Origin of the sequence: Rhodococcus marinonascens NBRC 14363 (genome assembly GCF_001894885.1) — a bacterium.
Lineage (GTDB): Bacteria > Actinomycetota > Actinomycetes > Mycobacteriales > Mycobacteriaceae > Rhodococcus_F > Rhodococcus_F marinonascens.
The window spans coordinates 81,551-98,976 of the sequence record NZ_BCXB01000016.1 but is presented as its reverse complement, the minus strand read 5'-3'; the positions used below and the strand labels follow the sequence as shown (position 1 = coordinate 98,976).

Annotated in this window: 16 protein-coding genes, 1 pseudogene and 1 riboswitch; of the genes and pseudogenes, 11 read left to right on the top strand and 6 right to left on the bottom strand. The window is 64.6% G+C overall.

The window, feature by feature from the left end; genetic code table 11:
• Nucleotides 1–75: 75 nt before the first annotated feature.
• The 10 genes from RM2_RS13675 to gcvP all read left to right on the top strand — a co-directional run bounded on the left by RM2_RS13675 (nucleotide 76) and on the right by gcvP (nucleotide 9,486).
• The gene (locus RM2_RS13675; protein WP_072690124.1) at nucleotides 76–699 is read left to right on the top strand and encodes a CDP-alcohol phosphatidyltransferase family protein; all 624 of its coding nucleotides are present in this window, start codon (nucleotides 76–78) and stop codon (nucleotides 697–699) included.
• Nucleotides 699–1,562, top strand: a complete 864-nt coding sequence (locus RM2_RS13670) for a DUF881 domain-containing protein (RefSeq protein WP_072690068.1) — start codon at nucleotides 699–701, stop codon at nucleotides 1,560–1,562. Before RM2_RS13675 ends, RM2_RS13670 begins: the two co-directional genes overlap by 1 nt.
• Nucleotides 1,563–1,593: 31 nt before the next feature.
• Nucleotides 1,594–1,956 (top strand): small basic family protein, encoded by a 363-nt coding sequence (locus RM2_RS13665; protein WP_072690066.1) that lies wholly within the window; start codon nucleotides 1,594–1,596, stop codon nucleotides 1,954–1,956.
• Nucleotides 1,957–1,963: 7 nt separating this feature from the next.
• Entirely contained in the window at nucleotides 1,964–2,710 is a 747-nt protein-coding gene (locus tag RM2_RS13660; protein WP_072690064.1) for a DUF881 domain-containing protein, read from the top strand.
• 42 nt (nucleotides 2,711–2,752) lie between these two features.
• Nucleotides 2,753–3,157, top strand: coding sequence for a glycine cleavage system protein GcvH (gene gcvH, locus RM2_RS13655; RefSeq protein WP_072690062.1), 405 nt, complete (start codon nucleotides 2,753–2,755; stop codon nucleotides 3,155–3,157).
• 317 nt (nucleotides 3,158–3,474) lie between these two features.
• The gene (gene odhI / locus RM2_RS13650; RefSeq protein ID WP_072690060.1) at nucleotides 3,475–3,975 is read left to right on the top strand and encodes an oxoglutarate dehydrogenase inhibitor Odhl; all 501 of its coding nucleotides are present in this window, start codon (nucleotides 3,475–3,477) and stop codon (nucleotides 3,973–3,975) included.
• Nucleotides 3,972–4,709 (top strand): transcriptional regulator FtsR, encoded by a 738-nt coding sequence (ftsR, locus tag RM2_RS13645; RefSeq protein ID WP_072690058.1) that lies wholly within the window; start codon nucleotides 3,972–3,974, stop codon nucleotides 4,707–4,709. Before odhI ends, ftsR begins: the two co-directional genes overlap by 4 nt.
• 149 nt (nucleotides 4,710–4,858) lie before the next feature.
• Nucleotides 4,859–5,332: a bifunctional nuclease family protein gene (locus RM2_RS13640; RefSeq protein ID WP_072690122.1), complete on the top strand. Its 474-nt coding sequence runs from the start codon at nucleotides 4,859–4,861 to the stop codon at nucleotides 5,330–5,332.
• 283 nt (nucleotides 5,333–5,615) lie between these two features.
• The gene (locus RM2_RS13635) at nucleotides 5,616–6,236 is read left to right on the top strand and encodes a MerR family transcriptional regulator (protein ID WP_072690055.1); all 621 of its coding nucleotides are present in this window, start codon (nucleotides 5,616–5,618) and stop codon (nucleotides 6,234–6,236) included.
• A gap of 71 nt (nucleotides 6,237–6,307) precedes the next feature.
• Nucleotides 6,308–6,430: riboswitch (glycine riboswitch) on the top strand.
• Between the two features lie 173 nt (nucleotides 6,431–6,603).
• Nucleotides 6,604–9,486, top strand: coding sequence for an aminomethyl-transferring glycine dehydrogenase (gene gcvP, locus RM2_RS13630; RefSeq protein WP_072690053.1), 2,883 nt, complete (start codon nucleotides 6,604–6,606; stop codon nucleotides 9,484–9,486).
• A 22-nt stretch (nucleotides 9,487–9,508) separates the two neighbouring features.
• Here gcvP and RM2_RS13625 read toward each other — a convergent pair whose 3' ends face one another.
• The 3 genes from RM2_RS13625 to RM2_RS13615 all read right to left on the bottom strand — a co-directional run bounded on the left by RM2_RS13625 (nucleotide 9,509) and on the right by RM2_RS13615 (nucleotide 13,915).
• Complete coding sequence (locus RM2_RS13625) at nucleotides 9,509–10,663, bottom strand: metallophosphoesterase (protein WP_072690051.1); 1,155 nt, start codon at nucleotides 10,661–10,663, stop codon at nucleotides 9,509–9,511.
• Nucleotides 10,660–12,426 (bottom strand): substrate-binding domain-containing protein, encoded by a 1,767-nt coding sequence (locus RM2_RS13620; RefSeq protein WP_072690049.1) that lies wholly within the window; start codon nucleotides 12,424–12,426, stop codon nucleotides 10,660–10,662. The genes RM2_RS13625 and RM2_RS13620 overlap by 4 nt, the downstream gene beginning before the upstream one ends.
• A 244-nt stretch (nucleotides 12,427–12,670) precedes the next feature.
• Nucleotides 12,671–13,915: a saccharopine dehydrogenase family protein gene (locus RM2_RS13615; RefSeq protein WP_072690120.1), complete on the bottom strand. Its 1,245-nt coding sequence runs from the start codon at nucleotides 13,913–13,915 to the stop codon at nucleotides 12,671–12,673.
• Nucleotides 13,916–14,262: 347 nt separating this feature from the next.
• Between RM2_RS13615 and RM2_RS13610 the strand changes: the two are divergent.
• Nucleotides 14,263–14,907 (top strand): annotated as a pseudogene (locus RM2_RS13610) (aspartate/glutamate racemase family protein); the annotation flags it as partial.
• A gap of 14 nt (nucleotides 14,908–14,921) precedes the next feature.
• Here the strand turns inward: RM2_RS13610 and RM2_RS13605 are convergent.
• The 3 genes from RM2_RS13605 to RM2_RS13595 all read right to left on the bottom strand — a co-directional run bounded on the left by RM2_RS13605 (nucleotide 14,922) and on the right by RM2_RS13595 (nucleotide 17,372).
• Nucleotides 14,922–15,326, bottom strand: a complete 405-nt coding sequence (locus RM2_RS13605) for a DUF2784 domain-containing protein (protein ID WP_072690047.1) — start codon at nucleotides 15,324–15,326, stop codon at nucleotides 14,922–14,924.
• A 61-nt stretch (nucleotides 15,327–15,387) separates the two neighbouring features.
• Nucleotides 15,388–15,804, bottom strand: coding sequence for a universal stress protein (locus RM2_RS13600; protein ID WP_072690045.1), 417 nt, complete (start codon nucleotides 15,802–15,804; stop codon nucleotides 15,388–15,390).
• A gap of 113 nt (nucleotides 15,805–15,917) precedes the next feature.
• Complete coding sequence (locus RM2_RS13595; protein ID WP_072690043.1) at nucleotides 15,918–17,372, bottom strand: SDR family NAD(P)-dependent oxidoreductase; 1,455 nt, start codon at nucleotides 17,370–17,372, stop codon at nucleotides 15,918–15,920.
• Between the last annotated feature and the right edge of the window lie 54 nt (nucleotides 17,373–17,426).

The window sequence follows — 17,426 nt, the reverse complement described above, 5'->3', positions numbered from 1 at the left end:
GCTGTGGAAGAGTGGCGACAGCGGTGCGACGATCGTCCGCGGACGGATTCGGCAATCGAAGCTGGGGAGGTTTTGGTGAGTTCGGTGGACGGGGGCACTGCGCTGTCGGGTCGGATCATGACCGTTCCGAACTTCCTGAGCGTGGTTCGACTGCTCGGCGTCCCGCTGTTTGTCTACCTGCTGCTGGTGACCCACTCCGATGGCTGGGCGCTCGCGATCCTGATCATCAGTGGATTCACCGACTGGCTGGACGGCAAGTTGGCGCGGGTACTCGACCAGTCGTCGAAATTGGGTGCTCTGCTCGACCCCTTCGTCGATCGCCTCTACGTCGTCACGACGCTTGTGGCCTTCGTCGTGCGTGGATTCATTCCGTGGTGGGTGGCAGCGATCCTGATCGGCCGCGACGCCGTTCTGGCTCTCACCCTCGTCGTATACCGCCGACGCGGTCTACCACCCCCTGAGGTGATGTACCTCGGCAAGGGTGCGACGTTCCTTCTCATGTTCGCCCTGCCGATGATCCTCGCCGCGCACGGCGACTGGAGCATCGCGACCGTGGCGTGGCCGCTCGGCTCGGCACTCCTCATCTGGGGCACGGTGTTGTATGTCTGGACCGGCTTGCTCTACGCGATGAACGCCGTCAGTGTGGTGCGAACGGTTCCGGCGCGCGGCTCAGCGGGCAATGAACGAGAGGCCCGCTGATGAAACCGACGGACTCCGGCGTCCGTAGAAATCCTGTGCCGTCCCTGCTCAAATCTCTGATGAATGATCATCTGGACCCTGGGTACGAGGCGGCCGCAAAGGACAGGGAGCAAGGCCATTCTCGTCCGTCGCGGGTCGGTCGACAGTTGTGGATCGGAATTGGCGCGTTGCTGGTCGGCCTGGTGCTGTCGGTGGCGTATCGGCAGGCCGTCGAACGACTTCCCGCGACAGAGCAGGTGCAGACGGAGATTCTGCGGAAGGTACACCAGGTCGAGGACAGTGCCGGCGCCCTCGCGGGTACTCGCGACGGGTTGACGTTGCGGGTCGACGATTCTCGCGACGCGGCGCTGGAAGGCGACACCCGAGGAGCGGCGCTGCTCGACCGGCTTCGCGGACTCGAGGGTGATGCCGCCGTCGAGGCCGTCCACGGTCCGGGGTTGACCGTGACGCTTGCAGATCCTCCAGCTCGACCCAACCTCTCCGATTCGTCTCAGCGGAGCGTCGGTGGGAAGGCTGTAGTACTCGATCGCGACCTCCAGGCCGTGGTCAATTCGCTTTGGGCGAGCGGCGCCGAGGCCATCGCGGTCGGGGACGTGCGGATCGGACCCGCGGTGACGATCAGGCAGGCGGGTGGTGCGATGTTGGTGGACAATCAGCCGGTGTTTTCGCCCTACATGGTGTCGGCGATAGGTCCGCCGGGCCCCCTACAGACCGGTTTCGTGGTCAGCGATGCGTATCTGCGGATGTCAGGCGTGGCGCAGTTGTACGGTATCGGTTTCTCTGTGAAAGAGGCCGACGATCTCCATCTGCCCGGCGCGCCCGTGCGCGAATTGAGGGCAGCCCAGCCCGCGGAAACACCATGACACGGTGCGGTTGGATGGAGGGAATGCACGAATGAAGACTTTGGTGAAGGCCGGTCCCGCGATCTATGGGGCGGTCGCGTTAGTGGTGGGAATCGCGCTGGGGGTGGTCTTCAGCCCACAGGTGCCGGACGCGGTGCAGCCTTACCTGCCGATCGCCGTGGTTGCCGCGCTTGACGCCGTGTTCGGTGGGTTACGAGCATATCTGGACGAGATCTTCGACTCGAAAGTATTCGTCGTCTCTTTCGCGTTCAACGTACTGGTGGCGGCGCTCATTGTGTGGCTCGGCGATCAACTAGGCGTCGGAACCCAACTGTCGACTGCGATCGTGGTGGTTCTCGGCATCCGTATCTTCGGCAACGCGGCGGCGCTGCGGCGTCGCCTGTTCGGGGCGTGATCGGACAGTGAGCGGACATGAGGGCAGACACGAACTTCACGGAAACCAACACACATCGTCGAACCGCTCGCACGTCGTCTTTGCGTTGCTTGCTGCGATCCTGATCGTCGCGTTGGGAGTCGCAATCGTGACGCAGGTAAAAAGCACCGAGTCTGGAGACAGCCTCGATACGGCGAGTCCCGCGGATCTTCTGGTCGTTTTGGACACGCTGAATCAGCGCGAGGCGGTTCTGCGACAGGAGATTGCCTCGCTCGAGCAAACCTTGACAACGTTGCAACACAGTGGGGATTCGGAGGCCGCGCTCGATGAGGCGGAGGCGAGGTTGACGGCACTGTCGATTCAAGTCGGCAGCGCGTCGGCCACCGGGCCCGGCGTGACGATGAGTATTACCGACCCCCACAAGGGGGTCGGCTCCGAGGTGCTCCTCGACCTTGTGCAGGAACTGCGTGCGGCAGGAGTCGAGGCCATCCAGATTCAAGGCGCGGGGAGCCCACCGATCCGCATCGGCGTGGACTCGTGGGTGTCGGGATCGGCCGGTGACATCTCGATCGACGGCCGGAAGGTGAACGCCCCCTACGGAGTGGTCGCCATTGGCGACCCGCCGACTCTGGCGGCGGCCCTCAACATTCCGGGCGGCGTGGTCGACACCGTCGCGCGTCGCAGTGGACAGCTGAAGATCGAACAATCACAGCAGGTCATGATCTCCGCCTTGCGGGAGGCGAAACCACACCAATACGCTCGGTCAGAAAATTGATCTGCGCATCCGCTCGCGGATTGCCATCGAAAGGAAGCCTCAGTGAGTGAGCTCGAAATTCCCGGTGATCGTCGTTACACCCCCGAACATGAGTGGGTCGAGCGGACGGGCCCGAATACGGTGCGAGTCGGCATCACCGATTTCGCACAGTCCCAACTCGGCGACGTCGTGTTCGTGCAGCTTCCGGCGATCGCCGAGGAGGTGACGGCAGGCGATGCTTTGGGCGAGGTGGAATCCACCAAGAGCGTGTCTGACATTTTCTCACCACTGACCGCGAAAGTTGTTGCGGCCAATGTTGATCTGGATGACAATCCGGAATTCGTGAACTCCTCGCCCTATGCGCAAGGATGGCTGGTCGACCTCGAAGTCGAAGACGAGGCAACCCTCGACTCGGCCCTGGCGGAGATGCTGGACGCCGTCAGCTACGCAGATATCGCGGCCGGATAGTCTACGGCGGATGGGCGGATCGGTTTTCGGACAGATTCGGAAGGCATCGACAGCCCGCAAACTCGACTGCCGGAGAAGGTGCTGTCGGAATACCGGTTGGTAGCGTTCGGGCGGCCCGTCCCGCTACACGCACGGGCGTGTGCAGGGTACGGTCGAAGTGAACGCATGTGCCGGGTCGGGGCGCAGGTCCTTAGTTTGAGTGTGGTCGTGGCAGTGTGCACAGAAGTGGCTGTGCACAAGAATCGAATTATGAAGTACCCAGTGGCATTGCGTAGTCCGGCGAATCTTGCTGGATGATCGAACTAGGAGGAGAAACGGTGAGCGAGAACGGCAACGACGCGGTATTTGGGGAGACGCCGGCGGAAACGACGTCGGTCTTCCGCGCGGACTTTCTCAATGAGCTCGACAACTCCTCGACGAGCCAGGCTCCGGAGGCTCCGGTGTCGGGTGTGGAGGGACTGCCGGCAGGCTCTGCTCTGCTCGTTGTCAAGCGCGGACCGAATGCGGGGTCGCGTTTTTTGCTCGACCAGCCGACGACGTCGGCCGGACGGCATCCAGACAGCGACATCTTCCTCGACGACGTGACGGTCAGCCGTCGTCATGCGGAGTTCCGTCAGGAGGACGACGAGTTTCAGGTGGTCGACGTCGGAAGCCTCAACGGCACGTACGTCAACCGAGAGCCGGTCGATTCGGCCGTGCTGGCCAACGGTGACGAGGTTCAAATCGGAAAGTTCCGACTGGTCTTCCTGACCGGGCCTCGGGCTACCGCCGGTGGTTCGCAGATCGGTGAGACGTCAGCTGGTGCGGGTAGCCAGTGACAGCGGCGCGGCAGCAGGCGCAATCGGGAATGTCGATCGGCTCCGTGCTGGATCGGCTGCGTTCCGAGTTTCCTGATGTAACGATCTCGAAGATCCGATTCCTCGAAGCCGAGGGTCTCGTCAGTCCGCAACGCACCCCCTCGGGGTATCGGCGTTTCTCGATCGCGGACTGCGAACGGCTGCGCTATGTGCTCACGGCGCAGCGAGATCAATATCTGCCGCTGAAGGTCATCAAGGAACAGCTCGAAGCCATCGACATTGGTGCGGCCACGGTCGGCGCCGGCGATTCTTCGCCGCGCCGTCCGCGATCCCTCGCCGTGGCCCCGGGGGAGGTATCGCCCGAGGAGTTCCTCACCGACCGTGAGGTTCGGATCACTCGAGCCGACCTCATCTCGCGCGCCGGGATCGACGAGAAGTTCCTCGGCGAATTGACGCGTGGGGGCCTGGTCGTGCCGGGGCCTGCGGGCTTCTTCGACGAGGACGCCGTGACGCTCGTGCGGACGGCGAGGGCGATGTCCGAGTTCGGGCTGGAGGTGCGGCACCTGAGGGCGTTCAAGCTCGCAGCCGACCGCGAGGCCGGATTGGTTGCGCAGATCGCTGGCCCCGTGGCGAAAGGCCGTGACGAGGGAGCACGCGACCGGGCCGAGGAGATGGTGCGTGAGTTGGCCGCGCTGTCTCTGACATTGCACACCTGTCTGGTGAAGTCCGCAGTTCGGGGTGCGCTCGACCGCTGACGTGAGTTCGGAGACCATCCCATATCGGTATTTCCGAACAGTGCTGTGCTCGAGCGGCTGTACGGTCGAAGCGTGGGCTGGAATCGAATAGAATCCTGATATGGCATGGTGTGCCGCGTACGGATGATTGCAGGGTGGAGGCAGACGCGATGAGCGAAATGCACGTGATCGGCGTTCGTGTCGAGCAGCCCCAAAATCAACCCGTCCTGTTGTTGCGCGAATCCGATGGCGAACGGTATCTGCCCATTTGGATCGGCCAAACCGAGGCCACGGCGATCGCCCTCGAACGGCAGGGAGTCGAGCCGGCACGTCCGCTCACCCACGACCTGATCAAGAACCTGATCGAAGCCTTCGGACGTACCCTCAAGGAAGTCCGCATCGTCGACCTCCGCGAGGGCACGTTCTACGCCGACCTCGTGTTCGACGAGAACATCCGTGTCTCGGCTCGGCCCTCGGATTCCATCGCCATCGCACTCCGGATCGGAGTTCCGATCTTCGCCGACGAAGCAGTGCTCACTGAGGCTGGTCTGGTCATGCCGGACGAGCGCGAGGACGAGGTCGAGAAGTTCAAAGAATTCCTCGAGTCAGTGTCGCCGGACGACTTCAAGGCCACGGACGGCTAGGCCGACCTTGAGGGAGAATCTCGGGCGAGGAGTAACGGTTGAGGTTCCCTCGGCGCGTTGCGTTGACCCCGGCTAGCCGGAGTCATAGCGTTCTGTGTAGTGATTTTCTGCCGTGCAGATTGTGTCGGGCGTACGCTGAGTAGGTTCAGGGTACGGACTTGCTCGATGTCACTGGTGGCGCTCGCGCCTGGTGACTGTGGCGTATGCGCCACGGACACTGGCGATACGCGTCAGAGATGCGCTGATCGTCGGGTTCAGTGCAATGTGCGAGAGGGAGTAGTCAGTGGGAGATCGGCCGCAGGAGAATGCGCTGAATCTTGCGCCCGGCGACATTGTTGCCGAGCCGCAATTCAGCTCCGAAGAGATCCAGCCGGGTCTCTTTCCGGACGATTCCGTACCTGACGACCTCGTCGGATATCGCGTCCCCATCGCCTGCCAGATCGCGGGAATCACCTATCGCCAACTTGATTACTGGGCTCGCACGTCGCTGGTGGTGCCGTCCATTCGTGGCGCGGCGGGTTCCGGCAGCCAACGGCTGTATTCGTTCAAGGACATCCTCGTCCTCAAGATCGTCAAGCGACTGCTCAACACCGGAATTTCCTTACAGAACATTCGTGTGGCAGTCGATCATCTTCGCAAGCGTGGCGTGCGGGACCTCGCCAAGATCACGCTCTTCTCGGATGGGACCACCGTCTACGAGTGCACCTCCCCGGAAGAGGTTGTCGACCTTCTTCAAGGAGGACAGGGCGTGTTCGGTATCGCAGTGAGCGGTGCGATGCGCGAACTGACCGGTACCATCGCCGATTTTCCGGCAGAGCGCGCTGACGGCGGCGAGAACGAGCAGAGTCCCGAGGACGAGTTGGCGTCGCGGCGGAAGAACCGCGCGAGTCGCAAGACGGGCTAGACGACACATCCCCAGCAGCATGAGCCGCGCGCAACCGGCATCAGCGGTCGTGGCATAGACTGACGCTGCGTCGACGCCGTGCGGGAGAGTTCCGGGCACCGCATACACAGCGAACAGTGTGTGGGGGAGTCCGGGCGCCGAAGGAGCAACACCTCCCCGTCAATCTCTCAGGCAGACAGGACCGTGCGGGCTCCGACGCCTCTGGAAAGCGGTGGGAGTACCCACCCGCCGACGGGGAAAGGGCCGTCTTCACCACGAACGACGGCACCGAATCTCTCAGGCGCTCGACCCGAGCATGCGACAGAGGGGGAGGAACGTATCGCTAGGCGGTGCGTGTCCTGATCCTCTGAACAGCCTGGGAGTTGTCGTGATCGACGCTGGAAGTCGTACATTCGCAGATCGTCATGTGGGCCCGAACGCTGCGGAACTCGGGCATATTCTCGAACTGATCGGAGCCGATTCGCTCGACGATCTTGCGTCGAAGGCCGTTCCCGCCATCATTCTGGACGGGGTCTCGGATGGTATCGCCGACGGTCTCGACGCATTGCCAACGCCGGTGTCCGAACACGAGGCGCTGGCCGAACTGTCTGCGCTCGCCGCACAGAACACGGTGGCAACGTCAATGATCGGACTCGGTTACTACGACACCCTGACCCCGCCGGTCTTGATCCGGAACATCATCGAGAACCCGGCCTGGTACACGGCCTATACGCCGTACCAGCCCGAGATCAGTCAGGGCCGCCTCGAGGCCCTGCTCAACTTCCAGACGATGGTCGGCGACCTCACCGGCATGGAGGTCGCAAACTCCTCCATGCTCGACGAGGCGACCGCCGCCGCCGAGGCGATGACGTTGCTGCGACGCGCAAGCAGGAGCAAGTCCCCGCGGTTCGTGGTGGACGCAGACGTCTTCCCACAGACCCTCGCGGTGATCGAGACGCGAGCGGAGCCGCTCGGCATCGAGGTCGTGGTGGCCGACCTGTCCGACGGACTGCCCGAGGGTGACTTTTTCGGTGTACTCGGACAACTACCGGGTGCATCCGGTCGCATCGTCGACTACACCGGCACGATCGCTGCGGCCCACGAGCGCGGCGCCCTCGTCGCTGTCGGAGCCGACCTGCTGGCCCTGACACTCGTCACGCCCCCCGGCGAGATCGGTGCGGACGTCTGCTTCGGCACCACTCAGCGCTTCGGTGTTCCGATGGGCTTCGGCGGCCCGCATGCCGGCTACCTGGCGGTCCATGCCAAACACGCCCGTCAGTTGCCGGGACGGTTGGTGGGAGTCTCGGTCGACGCGGACGGTGACAGGGCCTACCGCCTGGCCCTCCAGACCCGTGAGCAGCACATTCGCCGTGAGAAGGCGACTTCCAACATCTGCACTGCGCAGGTACTGCTCGCGATCCTCGCGGCTATGTACGCCAGTTACCACGGTGCCGAGGGGCTGAAGGCCATCGCTGTGCGCGTTGCAAACACGGCACATTCTCTCGCGGCCGCCCTGCGGAACGCGGGTGCCACCGTGGTTCATGAGCAGTTCTTCGACACAGTTCTCGTGCTTGTCCAAGGCCACGCAGCAGACGTTGTGGCCCGGGCGAAGGAGTCCGGCATCAACCTGCGGTACGTCGACGCCGATCACGTTGGGATCTCGTGCGACGAGGCCACCACTGAGGTCGACACCGAGAATGTGCTGGCTGCGTTCGGTGGCGAAGGTGCCGTGCTCTCGCAGTCTGGCACCTCGGAGTCTGGTATCTCGGAGTCCGGCACCTCGGTTCCCGACGCGCAACTCCGCGGCTCCAACTACCTTCAGCACGAAGCGTTCACCCGCTATCGGACCGAGACCGCGATGCTGCGTTATCTGCGGGCACTGTCCGACAAGGACATCGCGCTCGACCGCAGCATGATTCCACTCGGCTCGTGCACGATGAAACTCAACGCCACCGCGGAAATGGAGGCGATCACTTGGCCGGCGTTCGCCGGATTGCACCCGTTTGCGCCCACCGCGGACACCCCAGGAATCCTCCGTATCATCAAGGACCTCGAACACTGGCTTGTGGCAGTCACCGGCTACGACGCCGTCAGTCTGCAACCGAACGCCGGGAGCCAGGGGGAATACGCCGGCCTGCTCGCAATCCGCAACTACCACCTGAGCCGCGACGACGACCATCGCGACACCTGCCTCATCCCGTCGAGTGCTCACGGCACCAACGCCGCATCCGCGGTGATGGCCGGCATGCGCGTCGAGGTCGTCGCGTGCCGCCCCAACGGGGATGTGGACGTCGCGGATCTGCGGGCGAAGATCGCAGACCATGCCGAGCGCCTGGCGGCGATCATGATCACCTACCCGTCGACGCACGGGGTGTACGAGCACGAGATCGCGGACATCTGCGCCGCCGTCCACGATGCAGGCGGGCAGGTCTACGTCGACGGTGCCAACCTCAACGCTCTCGTCGGACTCGCCCGTCCCGGCCGGTTCGGCGGAGACGTGAGCCATCTCAACCTGCACAAGACCTTCTGCATCCCGCACGGCGGTGGCGGCCCCGGTGTCGGTCCGATCGGTGTTCGGTCGCACCTCACACCGTTCCTGCCCGGCCACCCCTTCGCCCCCGAACTAGGCACCGCGGGACCCATTTCCGCAGCCCCCTACGGAAGCGCGTCGATCCTGCCCATCACCTGGGCGTATATCCGCATGATGGGTGCCGTGGGCCTGCGCCGGGCCAGCCTGACTGCCATCGCCTCCGCCAACTACATCGCACGGCGCCTGGACGAGTATTTTCCCGTCCTCTACACCGGCGATGGCGGAATGGTGGCGCACGAGTGCATTCTCGACCTCCGTCAGATCACCAAGGACACTGGTGTGACCGTCGACGATGTCGCGAAACGCCTCGCCGATTACGGGTTCCACGCACCGACGATGAGCTTCCCGGTGGCGGGCACACTGATGGTGGAACCCACCGAAAGCGAGAACCTCGAAGAGATCGACGCGTTCTGCGAAGCGATGATCGCGATCCGCGCAGAGATCGACCGCGTGGGCTCGGGGGAGTGGCCGGTGGAAGACAACCCGCTGCGCGGCGCCCCGCATACAGCCGGTTGCCTCGCAGCCGAGTGGAACCACCCGTACACCCGCGAGACGGCGGTGTTCCCCCGCGGCAAGTCCAGGCCGAAGGTGTGGCCGGCGGTGCGGCGTATTGACGGCGCACACGGCGACCGCAATCTGGTGTGCTCCTGCCCGCCGATCTCGGCGTTCGAAGGAGCCTGACAGCGATGGGCCCCGCCGAAGGTCAGGCCTCGCGGACCAATTCGAGGATCGTAATCTCCGGTGGGGCCCCCACCCGTACAGGCGGACCCCACGCGCCGACGCCGCGCGTGGTGTACAGGACGGTGTCGCCGATCCGGTCGAGACCCGACACCGAGGGCTGCTGCAACGGAACCAGATAGCCCACGGGCCACATCTGACCACCGTGCGTGTGGCCAGACAATTGCAGGTCGACGCCGAGGTCGGAGGCTTCCACTGCCTGGCGCGGTTCGTGGGCGAGCAGCATGACGAACGTCGATGGATCGTGTCCGGCAAGAGCGGCGGGAAGATCGGGTTCGTAGGGGGCCGGGGTCGAGTAGTCGTGGACTCCCGCGATGTCGATGATCGCGCCTACACGGGTGAGGGTCGTGTGCTCGTTGCGTAGGGTGCGGATTCCGAGACTGTCCCACACATCCAGCCACCGGCCACCGTCGTCGGCGTAGAACTCGTGATTGCCGCTGACACCGAACACCCCCAGCGGGGCCTCGAGGTTTGCGAGTGGCGCCAGGTCGGGCGAGACCTTGGCGACTGTCCCATCCACCAGATCACCCACGATGGCGACGACATCCGGGTTCTCAGAGTTCACCAGGTCGACGACCCGGCGGGTGAACTCGACTCCGCGCGTCGGCCCGACGTGGAGGTCCGAAACAAGGGCCACGCGCACACCGTCGAACTCGACTGGGAGGCGTCGCAGCGGCACCCGTACCCGCACGATCCGTGGGCGGGCGGCCTCCGACACCCCGTAACCAGTGGCGCCGACGGCACCTACCACTACGAAAGCGGTGGCGAGGCGCAGAGTTCGACGACGGGACAGATCGACTCGTTCGTCACTGTCGGCGTGGCGCAGGCGCCTCACGAGCCGCGCGCCCGGCGACACCAGTGCCACCAGAAGAAGCCCTAGTGCCAGGTAGAACCCTACGCCGAGCCACACCCAACCCAGGTAGCCCGGGGCGCGCGCCCATGCCGGGTCGAAGGCGTCGCCGCTCCCGACGCCGATGGCGGCGAGAGCCCACAGAACTACGAGAATGACGTCGACGATGACCGACCACGGGCGGGGCAGCCGAGTGGCCCGGACGAGTCGGCGATGCAGCCACCACGTCATGAGCGCCAGGAAGACAGCGAAAGCCAGCAGTGTCGTCACGACATGAGCTTGTCGAGTGCGGTCGGCAACTCAGGGCCGTCCGAGGACGCGACCTGCTCGAGTGAGCCACCGGTGCGATCGGCCACCGCCTGCAGTGTGTCGAGGTCTGGGTTCTGGCCGATCGACACGACGTCGACGCGTACGGGCGCAGACGGTGTGAAGGTCTCGGCAATCGACGCGAGCAGATCCGCACTGGTGACGGAATTGTCGTCATTGCCGCTGTCGGTGATGAGCAGGACCGAATTGATGCGGTCCGGCGTGTACCGGTCGACCGCGCTCTTGTAGACGGCTTCGAGCGAAACGTAAGTCGCGGAACCGGTGGCGGATTCCACTCTCGCCAATCGGTTGTTGAGGGCTTCTCTTCGGGTGCCCTCGATGTATCCGCCTGCGGAAACAGGTCCGGTGGCAACGAGGATATTGTAGGGCCGGGACTCGTTGAGGTTCGTGCTGTACTCCCACAGCCCGAGGTTCAACGTGTCGGGGGATTGATCGAGCCGGGCGGCCAGAGCCGCGGTGGTGTTCTCCAGACGCGTCGCCGATCCATCGACGTCACCCATTGAACTGGACACATCGAGCAAGACCGTCGAGGAGCGTTCGGTGATCGGATTCTGAACCACCTGCATCAATTCGGTCGCGGCAGCGGCATCCGCCGGAACCAGGGCGGATTCGAAACCAGGGAAGGTCAGCGCGGTGTCGCCGGGATGGTCCAGTCCATCGACCCTAAATCCGGCGTCGGCCAGAACCCGCGCCTGCTCGGGTTGACGGACGAACTCCGCGAATTGTGCCGCGGCGCGACTCTGCGTCTCGTCGACGGCTTGACCGGCCAGGATGGCCGCCGGGTGATCTGCCACGGGTGTCGGACCCTTCGGCACGTACGCGGTGAGGTCGGTCCCGGGCGTCTCGCGCAGCGTCTGGTAGACCTGCTGCTCGGTGGCCGCGACCGCGTGGATTCCCGCGGTGGTCGGGTCGCCCTGCGCGGCCAGTGCGGCGAGCGCGTCCCGTGTTGTCGCCGGCTTCGTGCCAGGAACGGCCTCGTAGCCGAGCACCAGTCCGCTCAGTGCAGACATGACCGGTGTGGAGCGCGCCTGCTCCTCCGTCACCGGGCCGGACGCGCTGCCCGTGACCGTGGCGGCAATCGACTCGACCGCCATCTCCGTGCTCTCCGCGCCCGGTCCTTCGGGGAGTGCCATGCCGAGGGGCGGGACGGAATCGCGGCCCATCTGCAGCGACGGCAGATCCCCCCAGTCGACGGCCGCGTCCGTGAGAGCACCTTCGAAGTCCGGCCCCACCGCGAGAACCACCGGGCTTGTCGCCAGGGGGCGTGCCTCGCCGTTGACCAACCCGTCTACCGGAATCTGACTCACCGAATGCGAACTTGACGGAATCCACAGTGCCGGGGCAGGACCCAGCAACTCTGTGTCCCAGGGGCTGTCCGCGCCTGCAGACAGGGCGTCGCGGACCGTGTCGGAGGCGACGGACGTGACCATCACCGTCACACATTGGTCGCGGATCACCGGCTCCGTAGCGGTGTAGCGGTCGGCAAGCGTCTGGATCTGGGGTGCAATGTCGGGATCAGCGGCGATCGCGAGCACGGAATCACCTTCGACACATGCGCCGGCGGCAGCCATTCCCTGGTCGGCAATCCGGTCTCGCAGTTGGAACCAGAAAACTACACCCAGGACGATCACGGCGACCAGACCGAGCGCGATCAAAGGCCCCTTGCTGATACCTCTGGCGCCCGATTCGCCGCGATGCTGCCCCACCTGCTTTTCTCCTGCTCCTGTTCGAGTTCGACGTTGACCCTTGCAGTGTAGTGAGGTGCTCGGTGGATGCCGAGATTCGTCAGTTCAGTGTCATCGCAGGGTAAAGGGCAGGTGATGATGTGAGGGAAACGCAAATCAGTGCTTTTCGCTCCTGGGTCGGCGGTATCGGCTCGTCTCGGAGTGGGCGGGAGGAGCGGGAGACGAGAGGGGGTTGGGCGCGTGTCTATCGACACGCGCCCCCTGCTCACAGCTTTCGTGCAGAGATCTCGAAATCTGAGTCGCGCAGACGGTTCACCAGTACGTCCCCCAATGCCGATGCGGGAGTGAGAACCCCGGCAGCGTCTGGCAATGAGTCACCGCCGAGGACGAGGCTCAGTGCGGATTCCCCGAGCATCACCGCGGTGGCGCTGTATCCGGGGTCGCCCTTCGCCTTCACCCGTGAGGTGTAGCGGGCGCCGGTCGTGGTGGTCGTGTACAGATCCATGGTGAAGTGGCCCTTGCGTTGACTCTCTTCGCTGGGACCTTCACCTGGCGAGGGTAGGACACGATCGAGAACATATCGGGTGGGCGCAATGGCCATGCCGAGGAGCATTCCCCCGAGTCCGGCCGCGACCGCACCCGCAACCACCGGTGTGACGGGCGAAGTTCCGACGCTCATGACCTCGCGGTACTTGAACTTACGGCCGTAGGCCCAATCCCGGAGCGCGTTGCTGCGCCGCACGATCCGGGTGTTGTAGGACGCCATGACGAAGGGAGCCTTCCATCCCTTCACCTCGGGTGCGATGTCCTTGCCGTTGACCAGGCTCATGTCGGACTGCTTGCCGAGGTCCGGTTCCTGCGAGCGGTCGGGGCTCAGCGAGTACGGAGAGGCCGCGAGACGCCGCAACGCCGGATACTTCTTGGACACGTCGACCTGCGTGCGCATCGAATCGATCGTCCCGCCGCTCAGTCCACCGCGCATGGACGTGACGACGAGCGTCGTGTCGGTGAGTTCGCCTGCGCCGTCGGCCTGCACGGCTTCGTGCAGCACATGCACGCCGAGGTCGGAAGGTATGGAGTCGAAACCGCAGGAGTGCACGATCCGGGCGCCGGTCTCGCGAGCCCGTTCATGGTTGGCGTCGATGCTATCGCGGACGAACAGCACCTCACCGGTCAAGTCCACGTAGTCGGTGCCCTTCTCCGCGCACGCCGCGGCAAGACCGTGCCCGTACTTCGCGTACGGGCCCACAGTCGTAGCGACGACGCGGGTGAGTCCTGCAAGGGCGGAAAGCGACTCGGCGTCATCGGAATTCGCGACCACCACGGGCCACTCGGCCGCCCTTGGACCCAGTGACGACCGTACCGACTCGAGTTTGGCAGCCGATCGCCCGGCGAGTCCGATGCGGACGCCGTCCGGGGCATGTCTTGCGAGATAGTCGGCGAGAAGTTTGCCGACGAAGCCGGTTGCCCCGTACACGACGAGATCCAGTTCGCGTTCTCTGTCTGTCATGGCACGACCATACTGATACAGGAAATCGGTGCCGCGCCCGAGGTCGACATGCCTCGTCCGGGCGGTGTGCAGCAACCAGGGAAGGTCTGTGCGGCGCTGCGCAGGTCAAGCTGATGAGCGCATCGGCATCGTCGTCGTCGACCAGGATGGTCGCCGACCTCGAATGTTCAACCGGCAGCTGACCCAAAGCAGGAAGGTCGTCATCGTGGATGTCGGCGACAGCTGTTGTCGTTCATGAGGGTAGTGACTCCACACGCGGTGCTGACACACTGGGGGCATGACGACGAATGTCCCGCGGGTGATCGGCATGCTCGGTGGAATGAGCTGGGAGTCCAGCGCAGTACTACCGGCTGGCCGCTGAGTTGGTACGGGAGCGGCTCGGCGGGTTGCACTCGGCGCGTGTGTTGCTGGCGTCGTTGGACTTTGCGGACATCGAGGAACTACAGGTTGCCGGACGATGGGACGCTGCGGGCGAAATGCTCGCCGAGGGCGCCAAGGCCCTTCAGGTTGCCGGCGCCGACCTCCTTCTGATCTGCACCAACACGATGCACAAGGTCGCCGAAGAAGTTAAGGCTGCAATCGACATTCCTGTGCTACACCTAGCCGATGCCACCGCGCAGGCCGTGACCCGCGAGGGGCTGAACATGGTTGGGCTTCTCAGCACCGCCTTCACCATGGAGCAGGACTTCTACCGCGATCCGCTCGCCGGTCATGGTCTGGACGTGCTCATTCCACCCGCGTAGGACCGGGCTGAGGTGCATCGGATCATCTATGACGAGCTGTGTCTGGGTGTAGTACGCGAAGAGTCTCGGCAGATTTATCGCGACGTCATCACCCGTCTCGTAGACGCTGGTTCCGAGGGCGTGGTGCTCGGCTGTACCGAGATCGAACTCCTCGTTTCCGCGACGGATTGCGCGGTCCCGGTTTTCCCCACCACACGTCTGCATGTCGAAGCTGCCGTCAACGCTTCGTTGGGCACCTCCGACGGGTAGCCGGCGGTGTGAGGTCAGGGGCCTGCGCCGCGCGGACGCGAGGGGACGAGTGACCCACGGACCCGGAGGGTTACGTACCCGACCCAGGAGGCGAGTACACCGAGGGCGACCAGGGTCTGGACTGTTCCCGCAGCAGATTCCGGGTAGACGACCCCGGTGAGGTAGTGGGCGATGAAACCGGAGGAGGGGAGTGGGCTCTGCCCGGCGTGGACCCGGGCCCAACTTTCCAGGTGCGTCAGCGGACAGTCGATGCCGACGAGGAGACCAGTGAATCCCCACACGACGGCCGTAAGGTGCAGTGCGATGGTGCGCGGCCAGTGCCACGCGAGGAACCCGCCGAGCGCGACATACAGGACGAAGGCCAGGTGCGAAACGGCCGTCGCATCGGCGAGTGCCCCGTAAAATGCTGCGCTGCCCATCGATGCACCCCCTGGTGTCGAAGCGTCCCCCCATCGTAGGCGCAGTTCGCGGGGCTTCAGTTCACGCGGTGCCGTGCGCTCCTTCTTTGACCACCAAGATCGGAACTTCGACCTCGAGGAGGAGGCGTTGCAGCCAGCGTTCGAGGAGGAACTTGCCGATTGGGGACTGGCGCCGCATGCCCACGACCAGTAGATCGGCGCCGCTGCTGTCAACGAGTGCCCGCAGCGCGCTCAACTGATCGCCGGCGTGCCCGTTGATGCGCAGTTCCCAAGGCGACTCACCGACCTCGCCGTTTTCGAGAGTGGCCTGAACCTCGGCGCGTAGAGCGGAGCGGTCGGACTCGGCATCGCGGCCGAGTGCCTCGTCGAGCACGTGCAGGACGTGTAGCTGTTCGCGTCGCCGAACGGCTACACGGGCAGCGTAGACGATGGCCGCCCGGCCTTCGGGGCTGTCTCGGTGGACAACGGCTATCGCCATGAGGTGCCTCCGTTTCGAGGATGTACGCCCCCATTATCACCGTGTGGCGAATGAGCCGGCTGTGTCGATGCTCTCGCCGGACATACTCGCCGGATACTCGAGGCCGTGCACGATCACCATGGGGACGGTTGGTAATCCTTCAGGAAGCAGCCGTGCAGATCGACGCCCTGCTCGCCCTGGACGATCGGGTCGTACACGCGGGCGGCGCCGTCGACCAGGTCGAGCGGGGCGTGGAAGCCCTCCTCGGCCAGGCGCATCTTGGTGTAGTGCGGCCGCTCGTCCGTGATCCAGCCAGTGTCCACCGCCGTCATGAGGACGCCGTCTTCCAACATCTCCTTGGCGCTGGTACGGGTCAGCATGTTGAGCGCAGCCTTCGCCATATTGGTGTGCGGATGTCCGGGCCCCTTGTAGGCACGGTTGAATTGTCCCTCCATCGCGGACACGTTCACCACGTACTTGCGGCGAGCACCGGCCGCCGCCATAGCGGGACGAAGCCGGGAAACCAGGATGAACGGGGCCACCGAGTTGCACAGCTGCACCTCGAGGAGTTCGATCGGGTCGACCGCCTCCACCGTTTGGACCCAACTGTTCGTGTGTGCCAGGTCGGGGAGCAGTCCGCCGGCGTCGATCGCGAGGCCCCGATCTATCCGATCCGGAGACGCCGACTTGGCGACGAGTGCGAGTGAGCTGATCGCATCGGGAGACAGCGCGGCGCCCGCCGTCGCGGACACGTCGGACAAAGAACCGGCCAGAGCGGCCGGGTGAGCGTCACTCGTCTTGCCGAACGTCAGGACATCGGGAAGATCACCGGCGGGAAGGGCGCCGGACTCGGCGTCCGCCAGCGCACTGTAGGCGCCGGGGGAGCGGCGCACCGTCTGCGCCGCGTTGTTGATCAGAATGTCCAGCGGACCCTGCGCCGCAACGGAATCGGCAAGCGCTACGACCTGCGCCGGGTCGCGCAGGTCGATGCCCACGACCCGCAACCGATGAATCCACTCGCTGCTGTCCGCCATAGCCCTGAACCGCCGGATAGCGTCGTTGGGGAAACGGGTGGTGATCGTCGTGTGCGCGCCGTCGCGGAGTAGGCGCAGCGCGATGTACATGCCGATCTTGGCGCGACCACCAGTCAGCAGCGCGCGGCGTCCGGTGAGGTCCGTCCGCGCGTCCCTCTTGGCGCGACCCTTGGCCGCGCAGTCGGGGCAGAGTTGGTGGTAGAAGGCGTCGACGCGGGTGTAGCGCTGCTTGCAGATGTAGCAGGGGCGGGGCCGGATCAACGTGCCGGCGGTGGCACCATCGGTATTCGACGTCAGTGGGATGCCAGCGGTCTCGTCGTCGATACGATCGGGTGATCCGGTCGCGGTCGTGGCCACCACCGAGCGGTCGGCCTCTGAGACGGTGTTGCGGGCCGTGATCCGCCGACGTTTCTTCAACTTCTTGAAGAGGTGGCCCACGGCGCGTTGGACGGTGACGGAGTCGGGATCCGAATCGTCGAGTTCCGCCGCCTGATCGAGAACCCTCAGACAGACCTCGAGATCCGCTGGATCGATCGTCGTTGTTGCTTCACCCATCGAACTTCGCCCTCTCACGAAGAAGACCCCGGTTCGATGAACCGGGGTCTTCTC

Bases quoted from the DNA above. Each gene is read 5' to 3' on its own strand.
- RM2_RS13600 (WP_072690045.1), bottom strand. From the start codon at position 15,804: ATGGCGATAGCCGTTGTCCACCGAGACAGCCCCGAAGGCCGGGCGGCC.
- RM2_RS13605 (WP_072690047.1), bottom strand. From the start codon at position 15,326: ATGGGCAGCGCAGCATTTTACGGGGCACTCGCCGATGCGACGGCCGTT.
- RM2_RS13595 (WP_072690043.1), bottom strand. From the start codon at position 17,372: ATGGGTGAAGCAACAACGACGATCGATCCAGCGGATCTCGAGGTCTGT.
- RM2_RS13640 (WP_072690122.1), top strand. From the start codon at position 4,859: ATGAGCGAAATGCACGTGATCGGCGTTCGTGTCGAGCAGCCCCAAAAT.
- RM2_RS13670 (WP_072690068.1), top strand. From the start codon at position 699: ATGAAACCGACGGACTCCGGCGTCCGTAGAAATCCTGTGCCGTCCCTG.
- RM2_RS13615 (WP_072690120.1), bottom strand. From the start codon at position 13,915: ATGACAGACAGAGAACGCGAACTGGATCTCGTCGTGTACGGGGCAACC.
- RM2_RS13665 (WP_072690066.1), top strand. From the start codon at position 1,594: ATGAAGACTTTGGTGAAGGCCGGTCCCGCGATCTATGGGGCGGTCGCG.